The organism is Pseudomonas sp. IT-347P, assembly GCF_949768005.1.
Classification (GTDB): Bacteria; Pseudomonadota; Gammaproteobacteria; order Pseudomonadales; family Pseudomonadaceae; genus Aquipseudomonas.
The window spans coordinates 270,764-293,435 of sequence record NZ_CATKPQ010000059.1; the positions used below are offsets into that span (position 1 = coordinate 270,764).

22 protein-coding genes are annotated in these 22,672 nt (G+C 59.6%); 8 read left to right on the forward strand and 14 right to left on the reverse strand.

The features are described 5' to 3' along the window. Positions 1 to 118 precede the first annotated feature (118 nt). The 6 genes from ACM6IV_RS26860 to ACM6IV_RS26885 all read right to left on the reverse strand — a co-directional run bounded on the left by ACM6IV_RS26860 (position 119) and on the right by ACM6IV_RS26885 (position 7,943). On the reverse strand, positions 119 to 685 hold the full coding sequence (locus tag ACM6IV_RS26860) for a hypothetical protein (protein ID WP_414872379.1): 567 nt from the start codon (positions 683 to 685) through the stop codon (positions 119 to 121). Between the two features lie 130 nt (positions 686 to 815). Further along, the gene (locus ACM6IV_RS26865; protein WP_414872380.1) at positions 816 to 3,521 is read right to left on the reverse strand and encodes an AAA domain-containing protein; all 2,706 of its coding nucleotides are present in this window, start codon (positions 3,519 to 3,521) and stop codon (positions 816 to 818) included. Between the two features lie 164 nt (positions 3,522 to 3,685). Continuing rightward, positions 3,686 to 4,063, reverse strand: coding sequence for a DUF5329 domain-containing protein (locus ACM6IV_RS26870; protein WP_414872381.1), 378 nt, complete (start codon positions 4,061 to 4,063; stop codon positions 3,686 to 3,688). An 86-nt stretch (positions 4,064 to 4,149) separates the two neighbouring features. After that, positions 4,150 to 5,724: a phospholipase D family protein gene (locus tag ACM6IV_RS26875; RefSeq protein WP_414872382.1), complete on the reverse strand. Its 1,575-nt coding sequence runs from the start codon at positions 5,722 to 5,724 to the stop codon at positions 4,150 to 4,152. Positions 5,725 to 6,080: 356 nt separating this feature from the next. Further along, entirely contained in the window at positions 6,081 to 6,815 is a 735-nt protein-coding gene (locus ACM6IV_RS26880; RefSeq protein ID WP_414872383.1) for an SDR family oxidoreductase, read from the reverse strand. A gap of 183 nt (positions 6,816 to 6,998) precedes the next feature. After that, positions 6,999 to 7,943, reverse strand: a complete 945-nt coding sequence (locus ACM6IV_RS26885) for a helix-turn-helix domain-containing protein (protein WP_414872384.1) — start codon at positions 7,941 to 7,943, stop codon at positions 6,999 to 7,001. A 218-nt stretch (positions 7,944 to 8,161) separates the two neighbouring features. On the opposite strand from ACM6IV_RS26885, the gene ACM6IV_RS26890 reads away from it, so the two are divergent. From ACM6IV_RS26890 to ACM6IV_RS26900, 3 genes are all read left to right on the forward strand, one after another. Beyond that, positions 8,162 to 8,926: an SDR family NAD(P)-dependent oxidoreductase gene (locus ACM6IV_RS26890; RefSeq protein ID WP_414872385.1), complete on the forward strand. Its 765-nt coding sequence runs from the start codon at positions 8,162 to 8,164 to the stop codon at positions 8,924 to 8,926. Positions 8,927 to 9,093: 167 nt separating this feature from the next. Then, a complete protein-coding gene (locus ACM6IV_RS26895) occupies positions 9,094 to 9,351 on the forward strand; it encodes an Atu4866 domain-containing protein (RefSeq protein WP_414872386.1) in 258 nt (85 codons plus the stop codon). 81 nt (positions 9,352 to 9,432) lie between these two features. Beyond that, complete coding sequence (locus tag ACM6IV_RS26900) at positions 9,433 to 10,350, forward strand: AraC family transcriptional regulator N-terminal domain-containing protein (protein ID WP_414872409.1); 918 nt, start codon at positions 9,433 to 9,435, stop codon at positions 10,348 to 10,350. Between the two features lie 11 nt (positions 10,351 to 10,361). Here the strand turns inward: ACM6IV_RS26900 and ACM6IV_RS26905 are convergent, their stop codons facing one another. The 5 genes from ACM6IV_RS26905 to ACM6IV_RS26925 are packed head-to-tail and all read right to left on the reverse strand — an operon-like array spanning position 10,362 to position 15,691. Beyond that, complete coding sequence (locus tag ACM6IV_RS26905; RefSeq protein WP_414872387.1) at positions 10,362 to 11,708, reverse strand: glutamine synthetase family protein; 1,347 nt, start codon at positions 11,706 to 11,708, stop codon at positions 10,362 to 10,364. A gap of 21 nt (positions 11,709 to 11,729) precedes the next feature. Beyond that, entirely contained in the window at positions 11,730 to 12,287 is a 558-nt protein-coding gene (locus ACM6IV_RS26910; protein ID WP_007913292.1) for a helix-turn-helix domain-containing protein, read from the reverse strand. Positions 12,288 to 12,312: 25 nt separating this feature from the next. Further along, positions 12,313 to 13,602: an NAD(P)/FAD-dependent oxidoreductase gene (locus tag ACM6IV_RS26915; RefSeq protein WP_414872388.1), complete on the reverse strand. Its 1,290-nt coding sequence runs from the start codon at positions 13,600 to 13,602 to the stop codon at positions 12,313 to 12,315. A 56-nt stretch (positions 13,603 to 13,658) separates the two neighbouring features. Next, a complete protein-coding gene (locus tag ACM6IV_RS26920) occupies positions 13,659 to 14,987 on the reverse strand; it encodes an ATP-binding protein (protein ID WP_414872389.1) in 1,329 nt (442 codons plus the stop codon). Beyond that, a complete protein-coding gene (locus tag ACM6IV_RS26925) occupies positions 14,984 to 15,691 on the reverse strand; it encodes a response regulator (RefSeq protein WP_414872390.1) in 708 nt (235 codons plus the stop codon). The genes ACM6IV_RS26920 and ACM6IV_RS26925 overlap by 4 nt, the downstream gene beginning before the upstream one ends. 162 nt (positions 15,692 to 15,853) lie before the next feature. On the opposite strand from ACM6IV_RS26925, the gene ACM6IV_RS26930 reads away from it, so the two are divergent. From ACM6IV_RS26930 to ACM6IV_RS26945, 4 genes are all read left to right on the forward strand, one after another. Further along, the gene (locus ACM6IV_RS26930) at positions 15,854 to 16,171 is read left to right on the forward strand and encodes a hypothetical protein (protein ID WP_414872391.1); all 318 of its coding nucleotides are present in this window, start codon (positions 15,854 to 15,856) and stop codon (positions 16,169 to 16,171) included. After that, positions 16,171 to 16,830 (forward strand): DUF3313 domain-containing protein, encoded by a 660-nt coding sequence (locus tag ACM6IV_RS26935; RefSeq protein ID WP_414872392.1) that lies wholly within the window; start codon positions 16,171 to 16,173, stop codon positions 16,828 to 16,830. Before ACM6IV_RS26930 ends, ACM6IV_RS26935 begins: the two co-directional genes overlap by 1 nt. A 137-nt stretch (positions 16,831 to 16,967) precedes the next feature. Continuing rightward, positions 16,968 to 18,470, forward strand: coding sequence for a glycine betaine/L-proline transporter ProP (proP, locus tag ACM6IV_RS26940; RefSeq protein WP_414872393.1), 1,503 nt, complete (start codon positions 16,968 to 16,970; stop codon positions 18,468 to 18,470). 127 nt (positions 18,471 to 18,597) lie between these two features. After that, entirely contained in the window at positions 18,598 to 19,191 is a 594-nt protein-coding gene (locus tag ACM6IV_RS26945; protein ID WP_414872394.1) for a hypothetical protein, read from the forward strand. Between the two features lie 16 nt (positions 19,192 to 19,207). Here ACM6IV_RS26945 and ACM6IV_RS26950 read toward each other — a convergent pair whose 3' ends face one another. Together ACM6IV_RS26950 and ACM6IV_RS26955 are read right to left on the reverse strand one after the other, a co-directional pair. Further along, complete coding sequence (locus tag ACM6IV_RS26950) at positions 19,208 to 19,354, reverse strand: hypothetical protein (RefSeq protein WP_414872395.1); 147 nt, start codon at positions 19,352 to 19,354, stop codon at positions 19,208 to 19,210. Positions 19,355 to 19,433: 79 nt separating this feature from the next. Further along, the gene (locus ACM6IV_RS26955; protein ID WP_414872396.1) at positions 19,434 to 20,549 is read right to left on the reverse strand and encodes an AI-2E family transporter; all 1,116 of its coding nucleotides are present in this window, start codon (positions 20,547 to 20,549) and stop codon (positions 19,434 to 19,436) included. Positions 20,550 to 20,681: 132 nt separating this feature from the next. Here ACM6IV_RS26955 and ACM6IV_RS26960 point away from each other — a divergent pair, with 132 nt between their 5' ends. Continuing rightward, positions 20,682 to 21,959 carry an OmpP1/FadL family transporter gene (locus tag ACM6IV_RS26960; RefSeq protein ID WP_414872397.1) on the forward strand — a complete coding sequence of 426 codons (1,278 nt, stop codon included), beginning with the start codon at positions 20,682 to 20,684 and terminating at the stop codon, positions 21,957 to 21,959. A gap of 9 nt (positions 21,960 to 21,968) precedes the next feature. Here the strand turns inward: ACM6IV_RS26960 and ACM6IV_RS26965 are convergent, their stop codons facing one another. Further along, on the reverse strand, positions 21,969 to 22,574 hold the full coding sequence (locus ACM6IV_RS26965) for a TetR/AcrR family transcriptional regulator (RefSeq protein ID WP_414872398.1): 606 nt from the start codon (positions 22,572 to 22,574) through the stop codon (positions 21,969 to 21,971). Positions 22,575 to 22,672: the final 98 nt, after the last annotated feature.

Consider the following 22,672-nt stretch of genomic DNA (forward strand, 5'->3'; position numbering starts at 1 on the left):
ATCCTCCAAAACCGAATGTCGAATGCTGGCACGAGCATTTGAACCGCAATCATGCCTTTGTGGCCGCCATTATCCCAGACGCGCGCACCGCGGCTTTATTCGATCAACGATCGTGGTTTTACTTGTGGAAAAATGTATAGCCGACGATGTAGCTACCTATTTTGCTTGCCCGAGCCCTCACCCACACGGCGTTCGTGCCTTGCGTTATCTTTTCATTCAAGTCCGCTTTATTCGTGCAAAGCTCAATCTTGCGGTGCGTGTGTGAATCTTCGATCCATAGACCTGCTTCGCAATGACCAAACCTTGAAGAGGAAGGCCCTGGATAAGTTATTTCATAAGCGGATTCATATTCAATGATCTCGCCTGGCAGAAGGTAGGCGGCGGCATCATAACTATTTATAGAAAACATAATCCCTACACAAAACCAGCCAACAAACGCGTCTAACACTTTTCTGGCTGTTTTACCGTCAGGATGTCCGTAAATTTTTCGACCCGCCGCAACAAGTCCAGCGATAGCGCTGATCAGCAGATACGTCTGCCATTCGGGGACTTCAGGCATTAAGACTGTTCGTGCTGAAATTCCAACAGTCCAGAATGCATAAGTAATCCACGCCCCAAAAAGCAAAAGCACGATCACCCTGACAACTATTGTTTTTGGTTTTTCCTCAGGTGAGCCGAGTGTCATCTATGTATGCTCTGCGATGGTTGAATATTTTTCAAAGCTTCATTGGAGTGAGAGATGGATTTCAGGGACAGACCACTTCACGAACACATGGGGACAGCGCCTCAGCGACTGACGGCCTCTGCCCCTGTGCTTAAGCGCCCTGCGCAGAACTGGCCCACTGCCCGATAAAATCGCCAATTCTGCGTTCAATGTCACTTTCGACTGTCCGCAGCCGCAGAATGGGGATGCCACTTCTAGCCAGAATCTCATTTTTCATGGCGTCACGAGCGGCCTGCACCGGCCGGTCGTGGTAGCCGCCATCGACCTCGATCACCCCGATCGGTCGCTTGCCCACTTTGAAATAGATCACGAAATCGCAACTGGCGCGCCGCATGAATCCCAGCTGCGGCGCCGTCCAGTCGAGGCCAGCCGGCGATGCAAGCTTATCCAGCTGGATCTGTGTGTGGTACTTCAATGCCTGGCATGCCGGGGCGGACAGCGCTTCGCGCAGCAACTGTGCGACGATCTGTTCGGACTTGTAGCGTGAATCCTCTGGCCGCAGCCGGGCGTTCAGGCGCGCCAGAGACTGGTCGTATTCGCGGTAAAGCAAGTCGAAGGCCGACACCACCGGCGCACGTACGATGTGCTCGTCCTGCGCGTAATAACTGATGTAGCGAATCAGCGCGGCGATGTGGCCATTGTTGTCCGTGAACACCTCGTCACCGGTCACCAGGGTGAAACGATGTTTGGCCCGCGAAACAGCCACGTTGATCATGCGGGGGTCGTCGACGAAATCCAGGCGTGTTCGCGCCTGGTTGTAGCGCTTCTTGTCGAGCACGGTGGAGAACACGATCTCGTCGCACTCGCGCCCCTGAAACTTGTGCACGGTGTCCTTGACGAAATCCGTCGGCAAGTGCGTGCCGGACAGATTGACCTGTGCCCTGTACGGGGCAATGTAACCTCGGCCTTCAGCGTCCATTCCGACGGGTTGCCCCTCCTCTTCAAGCACCTTCAGCAGGGAGTCCAGCTCGCGAAGGTTGGTGTTATTCCTGGCGTGGTTGCCCTTGGCCGTCACTACCAGGCGCAGGGGCGCTTCGCCGTTGTCCTCGGTCATCGGCACCAGTGCGTTGTCGTAGAACTGCTGGTTGCAGAACTGGATGATCCTGGGGTGGCAGCGGTAATGCTCTTTCAACAGGGTTCTGGGCAACGCGTCCTGGAACACCGCAATGCACGAATCGAGCAAGCTGTAGCGCTCGCAATCGTAGGCCTCGGCGGGCGCTTGCAGCCCCAGCGTCACGGGGATATGCGGCAACTGGCGGTTGTCGCCCACGACGATCAGATTCTTGGCGCAGCCCAGCGGCAGGATGCCCGGCACGATGTCCTGCAAAGAGGCTTCGTCGATGATCACGTAATCGAGGACCGCTCCCGGCGCGATCGAATTGACGATGGAGTGCGTGCCGCTGCCCAGGATCGGGAAGCGCTGCATAAAGGTATCGAAACGCTCGCAGTAGGTTTTGGCATCAAAACTGTCCGATGGCGGGACCTGAAGTTGCAGATGGCGCTTGAGATGCTGCATCGATGCTGTGGTCAGTTCTTTGAGCAGGGCCGTGAAATTCGCGCGCGCCAACGAATCACGGCACGCCTGCAGCTGCGCTTGCTTGTCCCGGAGCGACTTGTCGTAGTAATGCATTTGCAGCGCATGGAAAACGGCCATGCGCGCCTCGCCGTCGGCGAATGGCCTGGTGCGAAAGATCCTGAATTTGAACAGGAGCTCGATCCGGTCTTTGAGATGAATGCGCTGCTCGCCGAGGTAAGCCAGGTAGGCCATGAGGTCCGCAGTCTTGCGCGGTGTCAGGCCGTACTTGTCGAGCGAGCCTGTGGCCTGCACATCGTTTTCTGTCTGCCACTGCTGCAGGTAGCGCCGCTCGATGACCAGCTCGTCCAGCTCGATTTGCAGTTGCGCCGCCCTGTTGTGGTCTTGCAGATGCTGCTGCAAGCGGGCCAGCAAAGCCTGGATCTCATCGAGGGACGGTGCCGCCTCGGGTGCGCTTGACGGCCACGCAGGCAGGTCGGCGAAGAAGGCCTTGCGTTTGTCCTGATTGCCAAGCTTGGCGACCAGGTGGCCCAGGCCGTATTTCTCCAGTTTTTCGTAGACGTTTTCCACGGCAGCGTTGTTGTTCGACAACACGGCGACTGTCTGTCCGCGTAACAGAATGTTGGCGAGGATGTTGAGGATCGTCTGGGTCTTACCGGTCCCTGGCGGCCCTTCAATCACGCTGACTTGCGCGCTGAACGCCCGCTCGACGGCCTTCAGCTGACTCTCGTTCAACCCGAACGGATAGATCAGCCCCTGCTGCGGCGCCAGCGTGCCATTGCGTCCCGTACAGTAGGCTTGCAAGGCAGTGCCAGCGATGGCGGGCAGTTTTTCGAGCTGACGCACCACATTGTCGGCAATGTCACGATCACCCTGCGACTTGGCGTGACTCTGTCGGGCTTGCGCCACGGCAGTGAGATAGCGGAAGACCGGCGTGTCCCTCATCGCTGTCGGAGCGGTAAAGCCGATGCCGTCCATTTTGTAGACATAAGGCTTTTTGCCGCCCGGGTAGCGCACGACGGCATAGCGCTCGCCGTAAATCGTAGCGCTGGCGATGGGCTTGGTACTGCCGCGCCTGTGCAGCAAGACATTGGTCAACTCGCGGGTGGGCGAAACCAGACAATGACTGAGCGGGCGGGTGTATGTTTTCCTGGAGGGGAAGTGACAGGTCAGCTGCAGAAACTCGTCCTTGTCGCTCCAGCGAATCGCCCAGTCGCTGATCTTTGCAGTCTTGTCCTCACCATCCACCTGAATCGAAGCCATATTCCTCATCCCTGAACACATGACATCCGGCCTCACCTCGCGCCGGATGCTATTTCTCCTGAAGTGGCCATATTGCCATCATTGCGTACAGGGTCGATAGCCGGTTCATGCGTTAAGTCATGCCGAAATCCTTCACTCTGGCTGTTATCGGACGGCAGACAAGATCAATGCAGTTGCCGCTGTCTCCGCAGTTCCCTCTTCAACCAGGTGCCCGCCGGCTCTACGCTCTGCTGGCACCGCACCTCATAGGCGCGGCCACTCAGGCTGCTTTCGGTGGCTGCAAGATCGATAAAATCTTCCGCGCTGTGCACCCTGTTTTTGCCTTCCAGGTAATCCAGCTTCTGCTGCAGATGCGCCCGAGCGCGGGGGCCCGGGTATTCAAGACCGTTGCGCACAAACTGACACGGACTGTGTTCGACAAAATCCAGCAAGGCCTTTATCTCTTGGGCAGTTTGAGGGGTGGTTTGACTCAGCGCATCCGGAACGATGGCAATAAGGCCACTCCCTGCAACCCCTAGCAACAGACTGAAAAGCCGCTGCATGTTCCTCATCCCCCTATCCTCTTGCTGACAGTGAAAGCATCAGGATGACCGCCAACCACTGCCATGGAGCACAGCGGACATAGCCTCTATAACATTTTCTCCAGCCCGATCGTGCTGCTGAGCCACGCATTGAAATGCCGCCACCAACTCCCCGGTTCCTGGGTCAACGTATGCTGTTTGCCCTCATCCTCGGTAACCCAGACCATCTGATTGTTTTCCAGCACGGTGTGGTAACTGAGCGCCGGCGCCATACCTTCCAGGGCCAGTTCACGCACGCGTCCGGCGAGTTGCGGATTATCGACCAGCACCCCGACTTCGGTGTTCCACAAGAGTGAGCGCGAGTCGAAATTGAACGAGCCGATAAACGCTTTCTGCTGGTCGAAAATCATCGCTTTGCTATGCAGGCTGGAGTCGGAACTATTGGAAGATCCGCTGTGAAACAGGCGCGGTCCGCCGCCGCTGCCGCCGTTGTCACCGGACTGGCGCCGCAACTCGAACAACTGCACACCATGCTCCAGCAAGGTTTGCCGATAAGGCGCGTACGCACCGTGCGCGGCGGGCACATCGGTGGCTTCAAGCGAGTTGGTCAGCAAGCTGATCGACACGCCGGCGTCGGCACGGTCGGTCAAGTACACCACCCCCGGCTGGCCCGGCACCATGTAGGCCGACACCATGATCAGTTCCTGAGTAACCCCATTCAGCTCGGGTGCCAACTGGGTCGCCAACAGCAAGTGCGGATCGGGTTCGCCTTTGGACAAGACCTTGCTCGGTGCATCCCACAGCGCTTTGTTCCAGGCCCAGATCAGCTCCCGCCGCCAGACCTGCAGGCGTGGATCTGTGGTGTAGGTCATCAGTTGCTGATACAGCGCATGATTCTGCTTGCGCGTTTCCTCCAGCGATTCCTCCAGCCGCGTCCGGCTGTTTTTCAGGTCGTTGATCGTCGGGTGGATCGAGAGGAACTGCTCGATCGGCTTGCTCAGCGCACTGTTCCAGTACTCATCAAAGCTATGCCCCAGCTGCTCTGCAACCGGGCCGACACTGAGCATGTCGATGTCTTTGAAATTCTTGTCGGGCTGCGCGTCAAAATACTCATCGCCCAGATTACGTCCACCGACGATGGCGACGCAGTTGTCCACCACCCACAGTTTGTTGTGCATGCGTCGGTGTTGCTGCGACAGGTTGAACAGCCGGCCCATCGTCCGCGTTACCACGGTGCTGCGGCCCAGGTGCAGCGGGTTGAAGACGCGGACTTGAATCTGCGGGTGCGCAGCCAGCGTGGCAATAATCCGGTCGAGATCATCGCTGGTGGTGTCATCCAGCAGAATCCTCACGCGCACGCCACGGTCGGCGGCATCCAGCAGTTCGCTCACCAGTATTCGCGTGCTGATGCCGTCGTGGACGATGTAGTACTGCAAGTCGAGGCTGCTTTGCGCCTTGCGAATCAGCTCGGCGCGGGCCGAGAACGCCTCGGCACTCTCGGATAACAAGCGAAAGCCGGATTGGCCCTGATGGGGAGCGGCCTGGGCCAGGATAGAACGACCGAATGCCGAATCGCGCGCTGGCAGGGCCTGACTGGGTTCGTGAGAAACATTGACGGTCGCACAACCGGCAAAGAGCAAGACAAGCAACAGAAAGATAAACAGTGGCTGTCGGGTTTTCACGGAGCGTACTCCGATGGTAACGATCAGGGATGCCGGATCCCGAAGAACGGCCTGTTGGTTCCCTCCATCACTCTGGTCGTCTCGACCTTGCGCACTGTTTCTTCGATCTGCGGAGTTGTTTCAGGAGCGTAGTTCATCTGCTGTCAATTGCGGGAATCGCCCAAGGTGGAAAAGCGCGTATCAACAGCCAGCCGCCGGAAAAAACACAACTGGCAAAGCTGATGAAAATGACACCGCAACTCATTTTCGTATCCGCTACGATTTGCCGCCCTATCACACCGACAGCAACGGGTCCGGAAGCGGCCGTTAATCAACGACCGCCGCCGAACCGCAGCGCACCTTGCTGTCAGGATTTCTCAATGAGGACTGGCCGTCGGACGAACCACAATTTCACTTACATCCACGTCGTCGGGCTGGTCGATGGCATAGGCGAGTGCTCGCGCGATGGCGTCGGCATTGAGCGCGACACGCCGAAAGGCTTTCATTTCCTCGCGGGCCACTTCATCGGAGATGGTATCGGCCAGTTCGGACTCGACGACGCCCGGGCACACCACGGTGACGCGGATCTTGTCCGTTTCCTGACGCAAACCATCCGAGATCGCCCTGACCGCGAACTTGGTCGCGCAGTACACCGCGGCAGTCGGAGAAACCGCGAGGCCGCCAATCGACGAAATATTGATAACCTGGCCGAAACCTTGCGCTTCCATGTCCGGCAACACGGCGGCAATACCGTGCAGCACGCCGCGAACGTTGACATCGAGCATCTGGTTCCACTCATTGACCTTCAACGAAGTCAAAGGAGACAGGGGCATCACGCCGGCGTTGTTGATGATCACATCGACCTTGCCATGTTGCGCCTTGGCGAATGTCACGAACGCCTGCATCGACTGCAGATCCGTCACGTCCAGTGCGCAGGCGCTCGCCGAGCCACCTGCGGCGTGGATCTCGCTGACCAGTTTGTCCAGACGTTCGGTACGGCGGGCGCCGAGTACCACGTGGGCACCTTTGGCGGCGATCAATCTGGCCGCCGCTTCGCCAATCCCACTGCTTGCACCGGTAATCAGCACGACTTTGTTTTGAATGTTCGACATATCCGTAGCTCCTGCTGTTTGCATTGAAGTTCAGCTCCGACCGCTGAGGGCGCGGGCGTTGCTGCGGGGTACGTCGAAAAGATTAAGGGCACTGGCCAGCCCGGCGCGTGCCGAAACCTGCGCAACGTTTGCCTATTCGTGTCTGTAAACACTGAGCGCCTGCACAACGTGACGCGACGTCAATTACGCCCCACGGAACTCGCTGGGCGTTACGCCCACCTCGCGGCGAAATACCTGGGAGAAGTGACTGGCGCTGGAGTAGCCGACCTCCAGCCCGACGTCGATGACACTAAGCCGGGTCTCCAGCAACAAGTGCCGTGCACGAACCATGCGCAAGCGAATGAAGTACTGCGACGGCGAAAGCCCCGTCGCACGTTTGAACAGGCGGCTGAAGTGGTACTCGCTCAATTCGGCCAGCCGGGCCAGCCTCGCCAGACTGAACTCAGCGCTCAGATCGGCATTCATCGCGTCAGTGACTTTGCGCAGCTTGTAGGCTTGCAAGGCGTTGACCCGACGCCCGGGCTGGTTTTCGCCGAGATAGCTGCGCAGCAGATGCACCGCCAGCGCCTGCGCCAGAGACCGGACGAACAAAGCGCTGGGCGAGCGCTCCACCACCAGTTCGCTGCGCAACTGCTCCATGACATACGCGACGCGCCCGTCCCGTGCCCCGGAAACGTCGCGAAATCGAACAGCCCCGGCATGCTCACCCAATAGCTCCCGCGACGCTTGCTCGATCAGCGGCAGCCCCAGATAAAGATGCATGACTTCGAAGGTATCGCCTCCGTGCGTCTGCCAACGCATTTCATAGGGTTCTTCGGAACTGGTAAGGAAAAAATCGCCGGCGCTGACCTCGGCCGCCTGCCACGCCCCACCCGACACGCGCTCCTCCACCCTCGCCGCCCCCGTCAGAACCAGCACCAGCAGCGGTTCCACTACCGCGGGCACGAGAATGGGTTCAATGACGCTGCGATGGGTAAACAGCTGAATCACAACGTCCTTGATGGCCAGGCGCGGTGGAATCGCCTGCGGTTCGCCCGGCAGGTATTCACGCATCGACTCCCCGGTGATGCGCAAGTCCTGACTGGATATCGACAGGGATTGCGGAGACGTTCGCCCGTTAGTTGCCATGAACAGGTCCTTTTCATAAGGGAGACCGGATCGATGATATCGGGCTTTTTCCGCCGGCTGAACCGAGCAAAGAACCGTACTCACTGATATTCAGCGCAAAACCCCGACAGCGTGGGCAATCCCGCGAAAGCCGGCTGCGCCACGCTGCGAGACAGTAGACCCGTCGCCGTTGAAAGACACGGCTTATCCCCTACTTGATCACAACGCTGGAGAACATCATGACCACTATCAACAACAGCACCCCAAACGAAGTGGCCGGTAAAGTGGCCCTGGTTACCGGCGCGGCCAGCGGTATTGGCAAGGCCATCGCACTGCTGCTGCATGCCCGCGGCGCCAAAGTCATCGCCGAAGATATAAACGCTGGTGTGGAAGCGCTGGCCCGCCCTGGTCTGGTGCCACTGGTGGCCGACATCACTCAGGACGGCGCCGCCGAGCGTGCGGTCGCGTTGGCCGTCGAGCAATTTGGCCGGCTGGACATCCTGGTCAATAACGCCGGCATCATCATCAACAAACTGGTCATCGACATGACACGCGAGGACTGGGAACGCATTCAGTCGGTCAATGCCACGGCAGCATTCCTGCATAGCCGCGAAGCGGTCAAAGCGATGATGCCCAACAAGTCCGGCTCGATCGTCAACATCGCGTCCTACGCCTCCTACTTCGCCTTCCCCACCATTGCCGCCTACACCGCCTCCAAAGGCGCACTGGCGCAACTGACACGCACTCTGGCGCTTGAGGTCATTGGCCACGGCATCCGCGTCAATGCCGTCGGTGTGGGAGATGTGGTGACCAACATCCTCAACCATGTGGTTGACGATGGCCCTGCATTCCTCGCCCAGCATGGCGAAGCCGCACCGATCGGCCGCGCCGCACAACCGGAAGAAATCGCCGAAGTGGTCGCATTCATCGCCTCGGACCGTGCCAGCTTCATGGTCGGCTCGGTGGTCATGGCCGACGGCGGCATGACGGTCACGGCCGGGTGAGCCACTGCAGAAGGAGCCGCGGGCAAGCCCGAGAGGATCAGGCAAATCTGCGGCAGTTTCGTCCTTACACCGCTGCGCTCGGCTACGTAATCTGAACCCACGCAACGGATGCAGACACAGGCCACGGCAGGCCGCCCGGATTCAATGAGGACTGAGGAGAAAAGCTCATGAAAAATGCCAGACACACCACGCCTGACCATCGTTACGCAGGCATGTGGGTCACCGCTGATGGATTCATCCGTCACGAGCTGCTGACCACTGGGCGTTACGACGAGGCCCGTGGTAAAAATATCAGCGCCTGGCAAGGCCGCTACGAAATAGTCGGTGACTACATTCAGTACTGGGACGACACCGGCTTCACCGCTGACGGACATTTTCGTGACGACGTGCTGTATCACGCCGGCATGATCCTCTATCGGCAATGAGCACTTTAATGATGTCGGGTGAATATCGTCTGCCTGGACCGTACCGGGCAGGCGCTCATGAACACTGGTGAGAGCCTTGAAATGGAACAGAGTGAAGCGTCCATCCTGCAAAACACGGACATCTACCGTGATGAACTGGTTCGCCTGCTGACTCAACGCTTTACCACGCCCGGGATCCATGAAACCGCCATAGCGCCCCTGCATGTCATCCGTTTTGACACGCCGTCGGAGCTTATCCATACCGTGCACAAGCCGGCGCTTTGCCTGATCGTGCAAGGACAAAAGGAAATCGGCCTGGGTGACGACCATTTCCTGTACGACCCGCTGAGTTACCTGGTGGTCTCGGTGACGCTTCCGGTTGCCGGGCGCGTGCTGGTGGCCAGCCCGGAGGCGCCCTACCTGTGTATCCGTTTTGATTTCGAGGCCACGGATATCGCCCAGGTCATCGCCGATGCGCCTGCAACGGGCGTCCCCGATGAGCCGGAGCTGGGTTTATTCCTCGAGAAAGTCGATGTGCCCTTGCTGGAAACAATGCTGCGTCTGGTACGGCTGCTGGAAACACCGAAAGACATCGGCATGCTCGCGCCGCTCGCGTTGCGAGAGTTGTACTACCGCCTCCTGCGCGGCGTGCACGGACGTCGGCTGTACGAACTGGCCCTGGGTGATTCGCAAACACGACGAATCACCCGAGCAATCGACTGGTTGAATAACCATTACACCCAACCCTTGCGCATCGAGGAGCTTGCCCGGGTCGCCAACCTGGGCAGCTCGACGTTGCATCATCGCTTCAAGGCCGTGACCGCGATGAGTCCGCTGCAGTATCAAAAGCAACTTCGCTTGCAGGAAGCCCGCCGGCTGATGCTCGGTGAAGGGCTGGATGTGGCAAGCGCCTGTTATCGAGTGGGCTACGAAAGCCCCTCGCAATTCAGCCGCGAGTACAGCCGACAGTTCGGCTGTCCGCCCTCCAGAGACGCCAGCCGGATTCGGCGTCCTGCGTGAGCCGGCGCCCTTCACAAATACCAGCGATACTCCCGCGCACTGATCTCCTGCATAAACGCCAAATGATCCTGGCGTTTATTCTCGCAATACACATCGACAAACTCCGCGCCCAGCCCCTCACGCAATTGCGGCTGATGCTGCATCGCGCGCACGGCCTCGAACATTTCCTTGGGAAAATCGATCCCGCTGCTACGGTCTTCATTCAGCGGTGCAATCGGTTCTTGAGCCGATTCCAGCCCATGTTCCAATCCCACCAGAATCGCCGCCAGCACCAGATACGGATTGGCGTCTGCACCGGCGAGGCGATATTCAACCCGCAGGTTCTTCGCGTCCGACTCGGGAACGCGCAAGCACGCATCGCGATCTTCAAAACCCCAACTGGCTTTGCTCGCGGTGTTTACCGTGCCGCCCAAACGGCGCATGGCGTTCTGGTTCGGGGCGAAGATCGGCATGCTGTGCGGCAGCAATTCAAGACATCCGGCGATTGCATGGCGCAGCGGCTGCTGGTCATTGGCCGCCAACCGATTATTCCCGGCTGCGTCGTACAAACTGACATGCACATGCATTCCGCTGCCCGGATGCTGCAAGTACGGCTTGGCCATGAAGCTGGCGCGGTAGCCGTGTTTGAGCGCGACGCCGCGCGTGCTGCGGCAGAACAACGCCGCCCAATCCGCCGCCTGCAAACCGTCGTCGAGATGGCCGAAGTTGATTTCAAACTGACCGGGGCCGAGTTCAGCGGTAATCACCGTGGCATCAATGCCCTGCGCCCGCGTCGCTTCGACCATTTCATCGAGCACCGGCGCGAAACGCGAGAGCCGTTCGATGTGCAGGTTCGGTTGATCATCGGCATCCTCGGTCAGGTCGTCGCGAGGGAATTGCGGCAAGCCATCGCGCAGCTTTTTATCGAACAGATAAAACTCCAGTTCGAACGCCACCACCGGATGAATGCCTTTTCGCGCCAGACGCTTGAGCACCTGCGCCAGCACTTCACGGGGTTCGAACTCGATCGGTTTTTCAGTGCCGTCCGAGGTGATCAGCATCTGCCCCAGCGGCTGCGCTTCCCAGGTCACCGGCTTCAAGGTGCCCGGCACGAGGCGGCGCACGGCATCCGGGTCGCCGTCGTTGAAGCAGTAATCGCCAATGGGGAATAAACCACCCTGCACGCCCAGCAGCACGCAGTTCTGCGGCAGTTTCAGCACGCTGCCGGCGGCGACTTTTTCGAGCATGTCGACCGGGTATCGCTTGCCGTAAAAGTGCCCGGGAATGTCCAGGCAAATCAGGTCGACATAGCGCACCTCGGGGTAGCGTTGGCGAAACGCACGCACTTCGGCGAGCAGGTCAGCGCAAACAGCGTCCATCGTGTTCATCCTTTGTTGTGATCAGGTGTAGACCCAGAGCACGCGGGTCAGCTGCTCGGTGAGGTTGCCGTAACGGCAGCGGGTATGACTGTCGAATTGAAAGCTGTCGCCGGCCTTCAACGTGGTCGGTTCTTCGTCGTCGCCCAGCCACAGGGTCAGTTCGCCTTCGAGGACGTAACCGCCCTGCTCCGAGCTGTCAGTCAAGTGACGGTCGCCGCTGCTCGCGCCGGCTTCAAGATGGCTTTCGAGCATGGAGAACGAGGCGCGGATCTGCGGCGACACCAGAATGTCGGTGATGCCGTTGGCGTAATACAGCGTGCGGCGCTCGTCCGGACGCGTCACCCACGGCAACTCTTTGGGCTTGGGCAGGCTATAGAAATAGGTGGTCGGCACGCCGAAGGTTTCGCTGATCGCGGTCAAGTCCGCCACGGTGGGCCGCGACAAGCCGCGCTCGACCTGCGACAGGAAACCCACTGAACGGCCGATCTTGTCGGCCAGTTCCTTCAGGGTCCATTTCTTGTGCTTGCGCAAGTCGTGGATGAGGATCGCCAGCGCGGCGATTTCTTCTTGCTTGTTCATGCTTGGAATTCCAAAAGATGTTTCATCAAATACTGTCGCGCAGCCGGTACCAGGCTTTGCCGATGGCTTCCAGCGGTGCCGCGAAATGCTTGCCACCGGGAAAACGGCCATTGCTCAAACCCTGGTACAACGCCAGTTCATCGGCGTCACCGAGAATCGCATCGGACACCGCGCGCGCAGCGGCCAATGTCGGTAGAACGCCGTGGCCCGAGTAACCTTGCAGCCAATAACGGTTGCCCTCGCCGCCAACGTCCGGCGTGCGATTGATCGTCAAATCGATATGCCCGCCCCAGGCAAACTCGATGCCGACGCCTTTGAGCTGCGGGAACACCCGCTCGAGAAACGGCCGCGTCGCCGCCGCAATGTCCTTGGGCATGCCGCCGAGATAGGTGCAGCCACCGCCGAACAGCAGCCGGTTATCCGGTGTGCGGCGAAAGTAATCGAGGACGAACTGGTTGTCGGTCACGCACACGTTGCGCGGCAACAGCGCACTGGCCTGTTCGGGCGTCAGCGGTGCGGTGGCGACCTGGTAAGTGCCCACCGGCAGAATGCGCCGCGACAATGGCGGGTCGAGTTCATCGAGATAAGCGTTGCAGGCCAGCACCAGCACATCGGCGCGCACCGAACCGCGCGCGGTGTTGACGCGAAAACCGTCGCCCTCGTGCCGATAACTCAATGCCTTGCTTTGTTCATGGATTCGCCCGCCGGCCTGCTGGATGGCGGCCGCCAGGCCCAACGCCAGTTTCAGCGGATTGAGGTGCGCACCTTGCGGGTCGTAAAGCCCGGCCTGATAGCGCTCAGTGGCCACCCATTCCGGCAGTTGTTCACGAGCAATAAACTGCAACCCATCGTAGCCCCACTTGCGGCTGGCCTCGTGTTGCCATTCGCTGAGCAGACTGACCCGCCGGGGCATCACCGAAGTCCACAAATGCCCGGGCCGATAGTCGCAATCGAAACCATGTCGTCCGGGCAACTCGCGCAACTCCCCGGATGCCCAACGCATGCCGTCCCAAAGCCGCTTGGCCCGCTCATGGCCCAGCGCAGTTTCCAGCGGAGGCATATCGCACGACCAACCGAGAATTGCCTGGCCGCCATTACGCCCCGAGGCCGCCCAAGCCACGCGACTGGCCTCCAACACGATCACGCGTTTGCCCGCCAAGGCCAGACGCAGCGCGGTGTGCAGGCCACTGAAACCGGCGCCGATGATCACCACGTCGGCGTCATGTTCACCTTCCAGCCCTGGCCGATGGCTCAGAATATCGGCGCAACTGTGGGCGTAATAGCTGTCGACGTGCTGGCTGGACTGCTGAAACATTCGCGACCTCATGAAATTATCTTTTTATAATTTCATGAAAATCTACAGAATAAATTTCACACAGGCAACTCGACCTTCGCTAGCAACCCTCCGCCCTTGCGATTGCTCAGCGTGAGTTCGCCGCCCTGCTCACGGGCGATCGCCCGCGCCGCCGAAAGCCCCAACCCCACACCTCCAGTGTCTCGATTGCGCGAAGCTTCCAGACGAAAGAACGGATCGAACACCTGCTCCAACGCCGCCTCGGGAATCCCGGGGCCTTCGTCGCTGACTTCGATGCGGATCGAATGCTCGTCGCGCCTCAACACAATGCCCGGACACTGCGCATACTTGCGCGCATTCTCCAGCAGATTGACGATCACCCGCTTGATCCCCAGCGGTCGCCCTTCGTACACCAGATGCGCCGGGCCATCGAAGCCGACGTTGATCTGCTGATCGCGATAATCGTCGACGATGGTCTGCAGCAGCTCCGACAGATCGAACGCTGTGGTCTGCTCGCGGTGGGTGTCTTCGCGGAAAAACGCCAGCGCGGCATTGATCATCGACTGCATCTCTTCAACGTCGCGAATCAGTTTGCCCTGATGATCGAGGTCTTCCATGAATTCACTGCGCAGGCGCATGCGCGTCAGCGGTGCGCGCAAATCGTGGGAGATCGACGCGAGCATGTGCGTGCGTTCGGCGATGAAATGCTGGATCTGCGCCTGCATGGTGTTGAAGGCGATGATTGCCTGACGGATTTCGTCGGGACCTTCAAGTTTGATCGGCGGTGCGCGCAGATCGGTGCCGAAACGTCTGGCGGCGCGGGCGAATCGCTGCAAAGGGTTGGCCAGTTGGCGCGTCGCGACCCAGGCGACCAGCAGCGTGGCAATCAGCCCCAAGGCGATGACGATCACGATACGCACGCCAAATGCCAGGCCCCAACTGCGCTCGGGCGGGATAAATGACAACCAGCTGCCATCGACCAACTGCACGAGTGCGGCGTAATGCGCCTGAGGATTGTCGTCAGACCAGTCGCCGGGGTTGAACACCTCGATTTTTCGATCGTCCCCCAGCAGTTGCTCCAGTACCGGTACCCGGCTCGCTGGCAGGCGAAGGCCGTCACTGGGCAGATCGAAATCCGCGCGCTGCGCTTGCCACGACACCTGCAACATGGCGCTGCTCGCCGCTGCGGCCAATTGCGGGCGCAGGTTGGCCGGGGCGGCTTCGATCACCCGCGAGGTCGCCGCGATCTGCTCCAGCAGGCCGGTGCGTTCAATTGGTGGCCGCGCCCAGATCCCGGCAACTTGTACGAACAATGCGTTCAACGCCAGCGACGCGACCATTGCGGCGATGATGGTCAGGGCAATGCGCCGACGCAGGGTGTCGCCACGCCATAGTCGGCGGATCACGAGCGGCTGACCTTGGCGGTGAACAGATAACCACCGTTGCGCACGGTCCGAATCAGGTCCGGGCGCTTGCTGTCCGGCTCGATCTTGCGCCGCAGGCGGCTGACTTGCACATCGATGCTGCGATCAAACGCGTCGTGACCGTGGCCGTGGGTCAGGTCGATCAACTGTTCGCGAGTGAGGATGCGCTGCGGATGATCGAGGAACACCACGAGCAAATCGAACTCGCCGCCGGACAGCGGAATCATCACGTTGTCCGGCGAGCGCAGTTCGCGACAGGTGATGTCCAGATGCCAACCGGCGAAGGTGATCACCGGGCGTGAAGGCTCAACCGGATTGCGCTGTTCACCGGCGCGCCGCTGCAAGGAGCGCACCCTGGCGAGCAACTCCTGTGGGGCGAACGGCTTGGTCAGGTAATCGTCGGCGCCCAGTTCCAGGCCGACAATGCGATCACTCAGTTCGGCCATGGCCGTGAGCATGATGATCGGAATGCCCAGTTGCGCGCGCACCTTCTGGCACAGGCTCAGGCCGCTCTCGCCGGGCATCATCAGATCAAGAATGATGGTGTCCGGACGGTTCAGTGCGATCGCCGCCCACATGGCCTCGCCGTGGGGCGCCACGTCGACTTCATAGGCGTGCTGCACGAAGAATTTCTTCAGCAGCGCGAGAATTTCCACGTCGTCGTCGACGAACAGCAGTCTGCTCACGGTTACAGATCCATGCGGCGAAAAAACGCCAATCTAAAGCCATTTCGCCGCCCGGGTCATTTATTTCAATCGAGCAACATTTCTACGCGCCATACATCAAGCGGACATTCTCTGGCAAAACCGCGCGGGCATTCTGCGGCCATTCCAATCCAGGGGGTTCGCATGAAGCTATTGAACGACAACCACTGCGCCGAGGGGCACAACCTCAACCGTCCCTTGATCCTCAGCCAGCGCACCGCCGCACTCGGCCCTGATACGCCGATCGTGTTTCAGGAGTCGTGCCTGAGCGTTTCCGGCGATCAAAGCCGGATCGTCCTGCGCCGCTACTTCGAGCAGTTCAGCCCGACCAACGCGCACTGGGTCGAGTACGTCCACAGCATTGCCGCGGCCGACCTGATCCAATGGATCATGAGCCACGGCCAGTTGCACATCGAATGTTCCGACAGCATAGCCACGCAACAGCACAAGGAAACCCGTTGATGACCCGCATTCGTTCGCTGTCGCTGACCCTTGCGGCCACCCTGAGCCTGTCGGCCTGCAGCAGTACCAAGGTCGAACACAGCGGTTTTCTGCATGACTACAGCGTGTTGAGCGAACGCCAGTCGCCGTCCGGCCAGCCTGTGCTGGCGTGGGTCAGCCCGGCACTTGCCCGAGGTCGATACACCCAGGTGTATCTGGCGCCGAGTCAGTTTTACCCGAGTGCCGAGCCGACGCCGCGGATTCCGCTGAGCACGTTGTCCGGCGTTACCGACTACTACGACGCGGCTCTGCGGCTGGAATTGGCCAAGGTGCTGCGTCTGGTCAATCAACCGGGGCCGAACACTTTGGTGGTGCGCCCCGCTATCACCCAAGTGGCCACCAGCACTCAGGGTTTGCGCTTTTATGAGTGGCTGCCGGTGACCCTCGTCGCTGCCGGTGTGAGCACGGCGACCGGCATCCGTGATCAGGACAGCCAAGTCGCCACCGAGGTGTCGTTCGAGGACGGTTCGACCGGCGAAGTGATTGCCGAAATCGTGCGCAAAGGCACCGGGGTGCCACTCGAGAACGACAAGCAGGTGCTGACTGCCGACGACGTCAAGGTCGTGCTGGATGGCTGGGCCAGCGACCTCGGCAAATCCTATGCGACCCTGCGCCGATAGCCCCACACGGGGGCGCAAGGAAAAAAAGCGCCGAGCAGTGAATTATTTCGTGTCCTCATGTATCTGAGCCAAAGAGTACGCGCCATCAAAAGAATGGCATCTACGCTGTACGATGGATCAGCAAAGAGAAGACCCGGATGAAATCACGCAAGAAAACCGTCAAGCCGATCGGCCTGAACGACATCACCATTGTCGACGATGCCAAGATGCGCAAGGCGATCACCGCCGCCGCACTGGGCAATGCCATGGAATGGTTCGACTTTGGTGTCTACGGCTTCGTCGCCTATGTGCTCGGCAAAGTGTTCTTCCCCGGCGCCGACCCCGGCACGCAAATGATCGCCGCGCTGGCGACGTTTTCCGTGCCCTTCCTGATCCGACCGCTGGGCGGCTTGTTCTTCGGTGCTCTGGGCGACAAGTACGGACGACAGAAAGTCCTCGCCGCCACCATTGTGATCATGTCGCTGAGCACCTTCGCCATCGGCCTGATTCCGTCCTATGCCTCGATCGGCATCTGGGCGCCGATCCTGCTGTTGCTGGCGAAAATGGCCCAAGGCTTCTCGGTGGGCGGTGAATACACCGGCGCGTCGATTTTCGTCGCTGAATACGCACCGGACCGCAAGCGCGGCTTCCTCGGCAGTTGGCTGGACTTCGGCTCGATTGCCGGTTTCGTCCTCGGCGCCGGTGTGGTGGTGCTGATCTCCACCACGCTGGGCGAAGCCAGGTTCGAGGAATGGGGCTGGCGTCTGCCGTTCTTTCTCGCCTTGCCGCTGGGCATGATCGGCCTCTACTTGCGTCACGCTTTGGAAGAAACCCCGGCGTTCCAGCAGCACGTGGAAAAGCTTGAGCAAGGCGATCGCGAAGGCCTCGCCGGTGGCCCGAAAGTCTCGTTCAAGGAGGTCGCGACCAAACACTGGCGCAGCCTGATGACCTGCATCGGCGTGGTGGCGGTGACCAACGTCACCTACTACATGCTGCTCACCTACATGCCGAGTTACCTGTCGCACAACCTGCACTACAGCGAAAACCGTGGCGTGCTGATCATCATCGCGATCATGGTCGGCATGCTTTTTGTGCAGCCGGCGATTGGCTTTATCAGTGACAAGATTGGCCGCAAGCCTTTCATCGTCGTCGGCAGCATCGGTTTGTTCATTCTGGCAATCCCGGCGTTCATGCTGATCAACAGCGGCAAGATCGGTTTGATCTTCGCCGGCCTGCTGATGCTGGCCGTGCTGCTGAACTTCTTCATCGGCGTCATGGCCTCCACCCTGCCGGCGATGTTCCCCACGCACATTCGCTACAGCGCACTGGCGGCTGCTTTTAACGTCTCGGTATTGATCGCCGGCCTGACCCCGACCGTGGTCGCCTGGCTGGTCGAGAGCACCAACGATCTGTACATGCCGGCGTATTACCTGATGGTCATCGCCGTGGTCGGTCTGGTCACCGGCGTGACGATGAAGGAAACCGCCAACAAGCCGTTGCGTGGCGCCGCTCCGGCGGCCTCGGACCTCGAAGAAGCCAAGGAACTGCTGCAGGAACACCACGACAACATCGAGCAGAAAATCGAAGACATCGACGCCGAAATCGCCGCACTGGAAGCCAAGCGCAAGGAGCTGGCGCAGCAGCATCCGCGGATTGAGTGAAGTTACGCCATAAACACAAACCCGGCACTGGCCGGGTTTGTGCTATCTGAAGCACTGGCGCGGCACCGCTCAACGCTTCTTTATCAACTAGCCTTGGATTCGACCGCACGTCATTCAAGGAGCCGTCATGTTCAAGTTCATCAAGACCACCGTGATCGGCGGGCTGCTGTTCATCCTGCCGCTGGTGCTGATCGTCGTGCTGCTCGAAAAAGCCATCCACCTGCTGCGCGGGCCGGTGGAGAAGTTGTTGCCGATGTTCAAAGGCTACGACGTGGCGGGCGTGACGCTGGTAAGTCTGGCGACGTTGCTGGGGCTGATCGTCCTGTGTTTCCTCGCCGGGCTGCTGGCGCGTACGTCAGCAGCAGCGCGGGCGATGGAGGCCACGGAAAACAAACTGCTCAGTAATCTGCCGGGCTATCAGTTGTTCAAGGACACCACCGCACGGTTTGCCGGGCTGGAAAACGAGGACGGTTCGAAAGTCGGCATGATTGCCGAGGGCGAAGGCTTTCGCCTGTGCCTGATCGTCGAAAGCGTGGATGACTGGTTGACGATCTTCATGCCCGACGGTGGCCCGGCCGGCGGCACCGCCGGTGAAGTGCGGCTGGTGCCTGCCGCACACGTTATCGTTACCGAACTGTCGTGGCTGACGCTGGCCACCGGGTTGCGCCGTGGCGGCCGAGGCATGCTGTCGCAGATGCAAGCCTGGGTGCCGAAAGCCTGAGCGCTATAAATGGCCGTCACGGATCCTGCGGTGCTTGCGCCGGCGCCGTGTACCAGTTTTCCCGCGGCACCCGCTTTTCGTTCTGCGGATCGCCCAGATAGTGCGGCGACATGATCTGCACGCCGTACTCGTTGAACACGTCCTGGATATTGGCGTGGAGCATGCTCAGCAGCAGAGAGGGATACGTAAGGCAGCGTAGTCGAGCGATGAACGGTTGTCAGATTCCCTCCCCCCGATAAATGTCACGACAGATTTTCTTTGCTCGGGTCATCCACGAGCCGGGTGACATCGGCCGGTTGATACACCCAACCGATGAACAGTTCGTAACCGACCGCGAGAATCACCGGCCCGGTGAACAGGCCGATGATGCCGCTGGTGACCATGCCGCCGAGCGCACCAATCAGCACCACTGGCATCGGCACCGCCACCCCGCGCCCGAGCAGCAGGGGTTTGAGTACGTTATCGGAAAGCCCGGCAATGATGATCCACACAGTAAAAATGATCGTGCCGGCACTCACACCGTCATGGGCAAACACGTAGATCACCACAGGCACCGTAATCAGCAGCACCGGCAACTGCATGATGCCCAGCAGCAACACCATCAAAGCGAGTATGCCGGCGGCGGGAATGCCCATGATCACCAATGCCACGCCGATCAGCAGCATCTGGATAAAGGCGATGCCGACGACCCCCTGCGCCACGGCACGAATGGTCGAGGTACACAGCTCGGCGATCTGCGGGCCGCGCACCGGGCCGGAAATCCGCGTGGTGATGGCCACCGCGGTCCGGTGCCCGCGGTCACCGTGGGTCATGATCAAACCGGCCACGATCAAGGCAACCACAAACACCACAATGCCCGCACCGACACCGGCGGCCTGATGCAGCAGCACCTTGCCCCAATTGGTCAGGTGCGGCGCGAGTTCCTTGAAAGCCCAGCTCAAATCCTGCGAAGCGTGCTGCCAGATGCCGTAAACCGGCGCGCCGATCAGCGGCCAGTTTTCGACACTGGCCGGTGGCGGCGGGATTTCAAATTGGCCAGCTTCCAATGTGTGCATACCCACTTTCACCGAATCGGCAACGGAGGCCCCCAACAGGCTGAGCGGCACCATCAGAATCATCAATCCCAGCAGCACCAGCAGGATCGCCGCCCAACCGTAGCGGTTGCCAAACCTGGCGCCGAGCTTCTGATTGAGTGGATACAGAGTGATCGCGAGGATCAGCGCCCACAGCATGACATTGAGAAACGGATGAAAAATGTCGTAGCAGAACAGCACCAGAATAGTGATCAGGCCCGCACGTATCAGCACGTCCAGCAGTGCTCTGGAACTGTGAAACGTCATCAGCGGTTTGTCTTCCATGTCGGCGCTCCTGAATGGGCCATCGATGAACCGCTCTGAGCCTAGTTCACATCCGCCACATCGTCCCGACTGGTGCGCATGCCAAATCGCGACTAAACCTGAAGGCTGATCTTCGTTGATAAGGAATTCGGGATGAGAACCACGCACTCATTGATCATTCTCGCGCTGGCAGGCACTGGCGGTCAGGCACTGGCGGGCGGTATTGATTTGTATGAAGCCGGTCAGGAAGGTGCGGGGCTGGCCAATGCCGGATCGGCAGCGTTGGCCACAGACCCGAGCGTGTTGATGAGTAACCCGGCCGGCATTGCAGCGCTCAAGGGCACGCAAATCAGCCTGACCGGTCAGGCCATATTCGGCGGCCTTGGCTTTGATCGTGACAGCGACAACGATTTTTCCGGTAACGAGGGTGGCAACCCGCTGCCGCTCCTGCCGGGCACCAGTTTCTTTATCAGCCATGAAATCAACGATCGCGCCAGTGTCGGCTTCGGCCTGTATGGCAATTTCGGTCTGAGCGTGAAATACGACGATGACTGGGCCGGTCGCTACTTCAGTCAGGAATCGACGCTGATCGGCCTTTCGATGCAGCCAACCTTCGCCTACAAGATCACCGATGACCTTTCGATGGGTATCGGTCCGCGCCTGGTCTACGGCTACTACTACACAAAAATGGCCATCGACAACAACGCGTTCCTGCCGGGCACGCCGTTTCAGGAGGATGGCAAGTTGCAGTACAAGGACACCGACATCGGCACCGGGATCAACCTCGGTCTTCGCTATCAGGTGAACGAGCGCACCACCGTCGGTCTGGCCTACACCAGCAAAGTCAAACTGGAGTTCAAGGACTCACCTTCCGTGCACGGCGTGCGCAATCCGCTGCTCAATTTCGCGCTGTCGAGGCTGGATGTCGACGAACTGGAAATCGACATGAACATCCCGCAGACCGCGACCCTGAGCATTGCCCATCAGTTGAACGAACAGTGGACACTGTTGAGTTCGGTGAACTGGCAGGACTGGAGCGACTTTGCCGACATCGGCGTGGCGGTGGACAGCGCCGCCGGCGACGTGTCGCGTTCGGTCGATCGTAAATACCAAGACACCTGGCACCTGTCGATCGGCGCGCAAAACCAGATCAACCCGACACTGCGCTGGAACATGGGCGTGGGCTACGACAGTTCTGCCGTGAAGAACAAGGATCGCACCGTCGACAACCCGATGAACGAGACCTGGCGCTTGGCGACCGGGCTTAGCTACAAACTGGCCGAAGACACCGACCTCAACCTCAATTACACGCTGGTCTGGCTGGGCGACATGGATGTGCAACAGACCAAGCGCAATGGGCAGACGCTGTCGGGCAGTTATCCCAATAGCGCGCTGCATATTGTTGGGGGCGGCGTGACATGGCGGTTTTGATCGAACCGATCAGCGCTCCAGCATGCCGTGACACAACAGGTTCAAAACCCCGCGCATGTGCAGGGCGTGCGCGGTGCGGTCCGGATTTTCCTGTGTCGCCAGCCGAATAAACGCCATGTTTGCGTACTGGTTGAACAGCGTCGCTACCACGTCGATATCGATCGATTCGCGCACTTGCCCCACCTGCTGAAAATGCAGAAGCAGCGCTTTTGTTTCTTCGATCACGGCCGCATTCCACGGACTCATCGCCTCGGCCAATTCACCGGTCAACAGAAACGGCGCCAACTCGCGCCACAACGAAGCCGGCATCGCCTGTAGCTGGTAATCGGTCATCAACCCTTCGAACTCGCACAACGCTTCCAGCGGATCGCTGTCTTCGTCCAGATTCGCCCGTGCCTCGCGCATGGCTTGCTCATCGGGTTGCTTGAGCAGTGCCAGCAGAATTTCCTGCTTGCCGCCGAAATAATTCACCACGGTCGGTGCGGAAACCCCCGCTTGTACGGCGATCTGGTCCAGCGTGGTGGCCGCAAAGCCGTTGCGCTTGAACAACTCGAGCGCCGCCTCGGCAATCACCTGCCGGCGCTGTTCCTTCTGCCGCTCTCTGAGTCCGCTCATGTTGCCTCTGATGATCCTTGCCAATGGCTTTCAGCCTACGGATATCTTTTTTCACCGACAAATATTTTCTTTACAAAAATATTTTTAGGTGACAAAAC

Coding starts and splice junctions, on each gene's coding strand:
- ACM6IV_RS26860 (WP_414872379.1), bottom strand. CDS start 685: ATGACACTCGGCTCACCTGAGGAAAAACCAAAAACAATAGTTGTCAGG.
- ACM6IV_RS26865 (WP_414872380.1), bottom strand. CDS start 3,521: ATGGCTTCGATTCAGGTGGATGGTGAGGACAAGACTGCAAAGATCAGC.
- ACM6IV_RS26870 (WP_414872381.1), bottom strand. CDS start 4,063: ATGCAGCGGCTTTTCAGTCTGTTGCTAGGGGTTGCAGGGAGTGGCCTT.
- ACM6IV_RS26880 (WP_414872383.1), bottom strand. CDS start 6,815: ATGTCGAACATTCAAAACAAAGTCGTGCTGATTACCGGTGCAAGCAGT.
- ACM6IV_RS26885 (WP_414872384.1), bottom strand. CDS start 7,943: ATGGCAACTAACGGGCGAACGTCTCCGCAATCCCTGTCGATATCCAGT.
- ACM6IV_RS26890 (WP_414872385.1), top strand. CDS start 8,162: ATGACCACTATCAACAACAGCACCCCAAACGAAGTGGCCGGTAAAGTG.
- ACM6IV_RS26895 (WP_414872386.1), top strand. CDS start 9,094: ATGAAAAATGCCAGACACACCACGCCTGACCATCGTTACGCAGGCATG.
- ACM6IV_RS26900 (WP_414872409.1), top strand. CDS start 9,433: ATGGAACAGAGTGAAGCGTCCATCCTGCAAAACACGGACATCTACCGT.
- ACM6IV_RS26905 (WP_414872387.1), bottom strand. CDS start 11,708: ATGGACGCTGTTTGCGCTGACCTGCTCGCCGAAGTGCGTGCGTTTCGC.
- ACM6IV_RS26910 (WP_007913292.1), bottom strand. CDS start 12,287: ATGAACAAGCAAGAAGAAATCGCCGCGCTGGCGATCCTCATCCACGAC.
- ACM6IV_RS26915 (WP_414872388.1), bottom strand. CDS start 13,602: ATGTTTCAGCAGTCCAGCCAGCACGTCGACAGCTATTACGCCCACAGT.
- ACM6IV_RS26930 (WP_414872391.1), top strand. CDS start 15,854: ATGAAGCTATTGAACGACAACCACTGCGCCGAGGGGCACAACCTCAAC.
- ACM6IV_RS26935 (WP_414872392.1), top strand. CDS start 16,171: ATGACCCGCATTCGTTCGCTGTCGCTGACCCTTGCGGCCACCCTGAGC.
- proP (WP_414872393.1), top strand. CDS start 16,968: ATGAAATCACGCAAGAAAACCGTCAAGCCGATCGGCCTGAACGACATC.
- ACM6IV_RS26945 (WP_414872394.1), top strand. CDS start 18,598: ATGTTCAAGTTCATCAAGACCACCGTGATCGGCGGGCTGCTGTTCATC.
- ACM6IV_RS26950 (WP_414872395.1), bottom strand. CDS start 19,354: ATGCTCCACGCCAATATCCAGGACGTGTTCAACGAGTACGGCGTGCAG.
- ACM6IV_RS26955 (WP_414872396.1), bottom strand. CDS start 20,549: ATGGAAGACAAACCGCTGATGACGTTTCACAGTTCCAGAGCACTGCTG.
- ACM6IV_RS26960 (WP_414872397.1), top strand. CDS start 20,682: ATGAGAACCACGCACTCATTGATCATTCTCGCGCTGGCAGGCACTGGC.
- ACM6IV_RS26965 (WP_414872398.1), bottom strand. CDS start 22,574: ATGAGCGGACTCAGAGAGCGGCAGAAGGAACAGCGCCGGCAGGTGATT.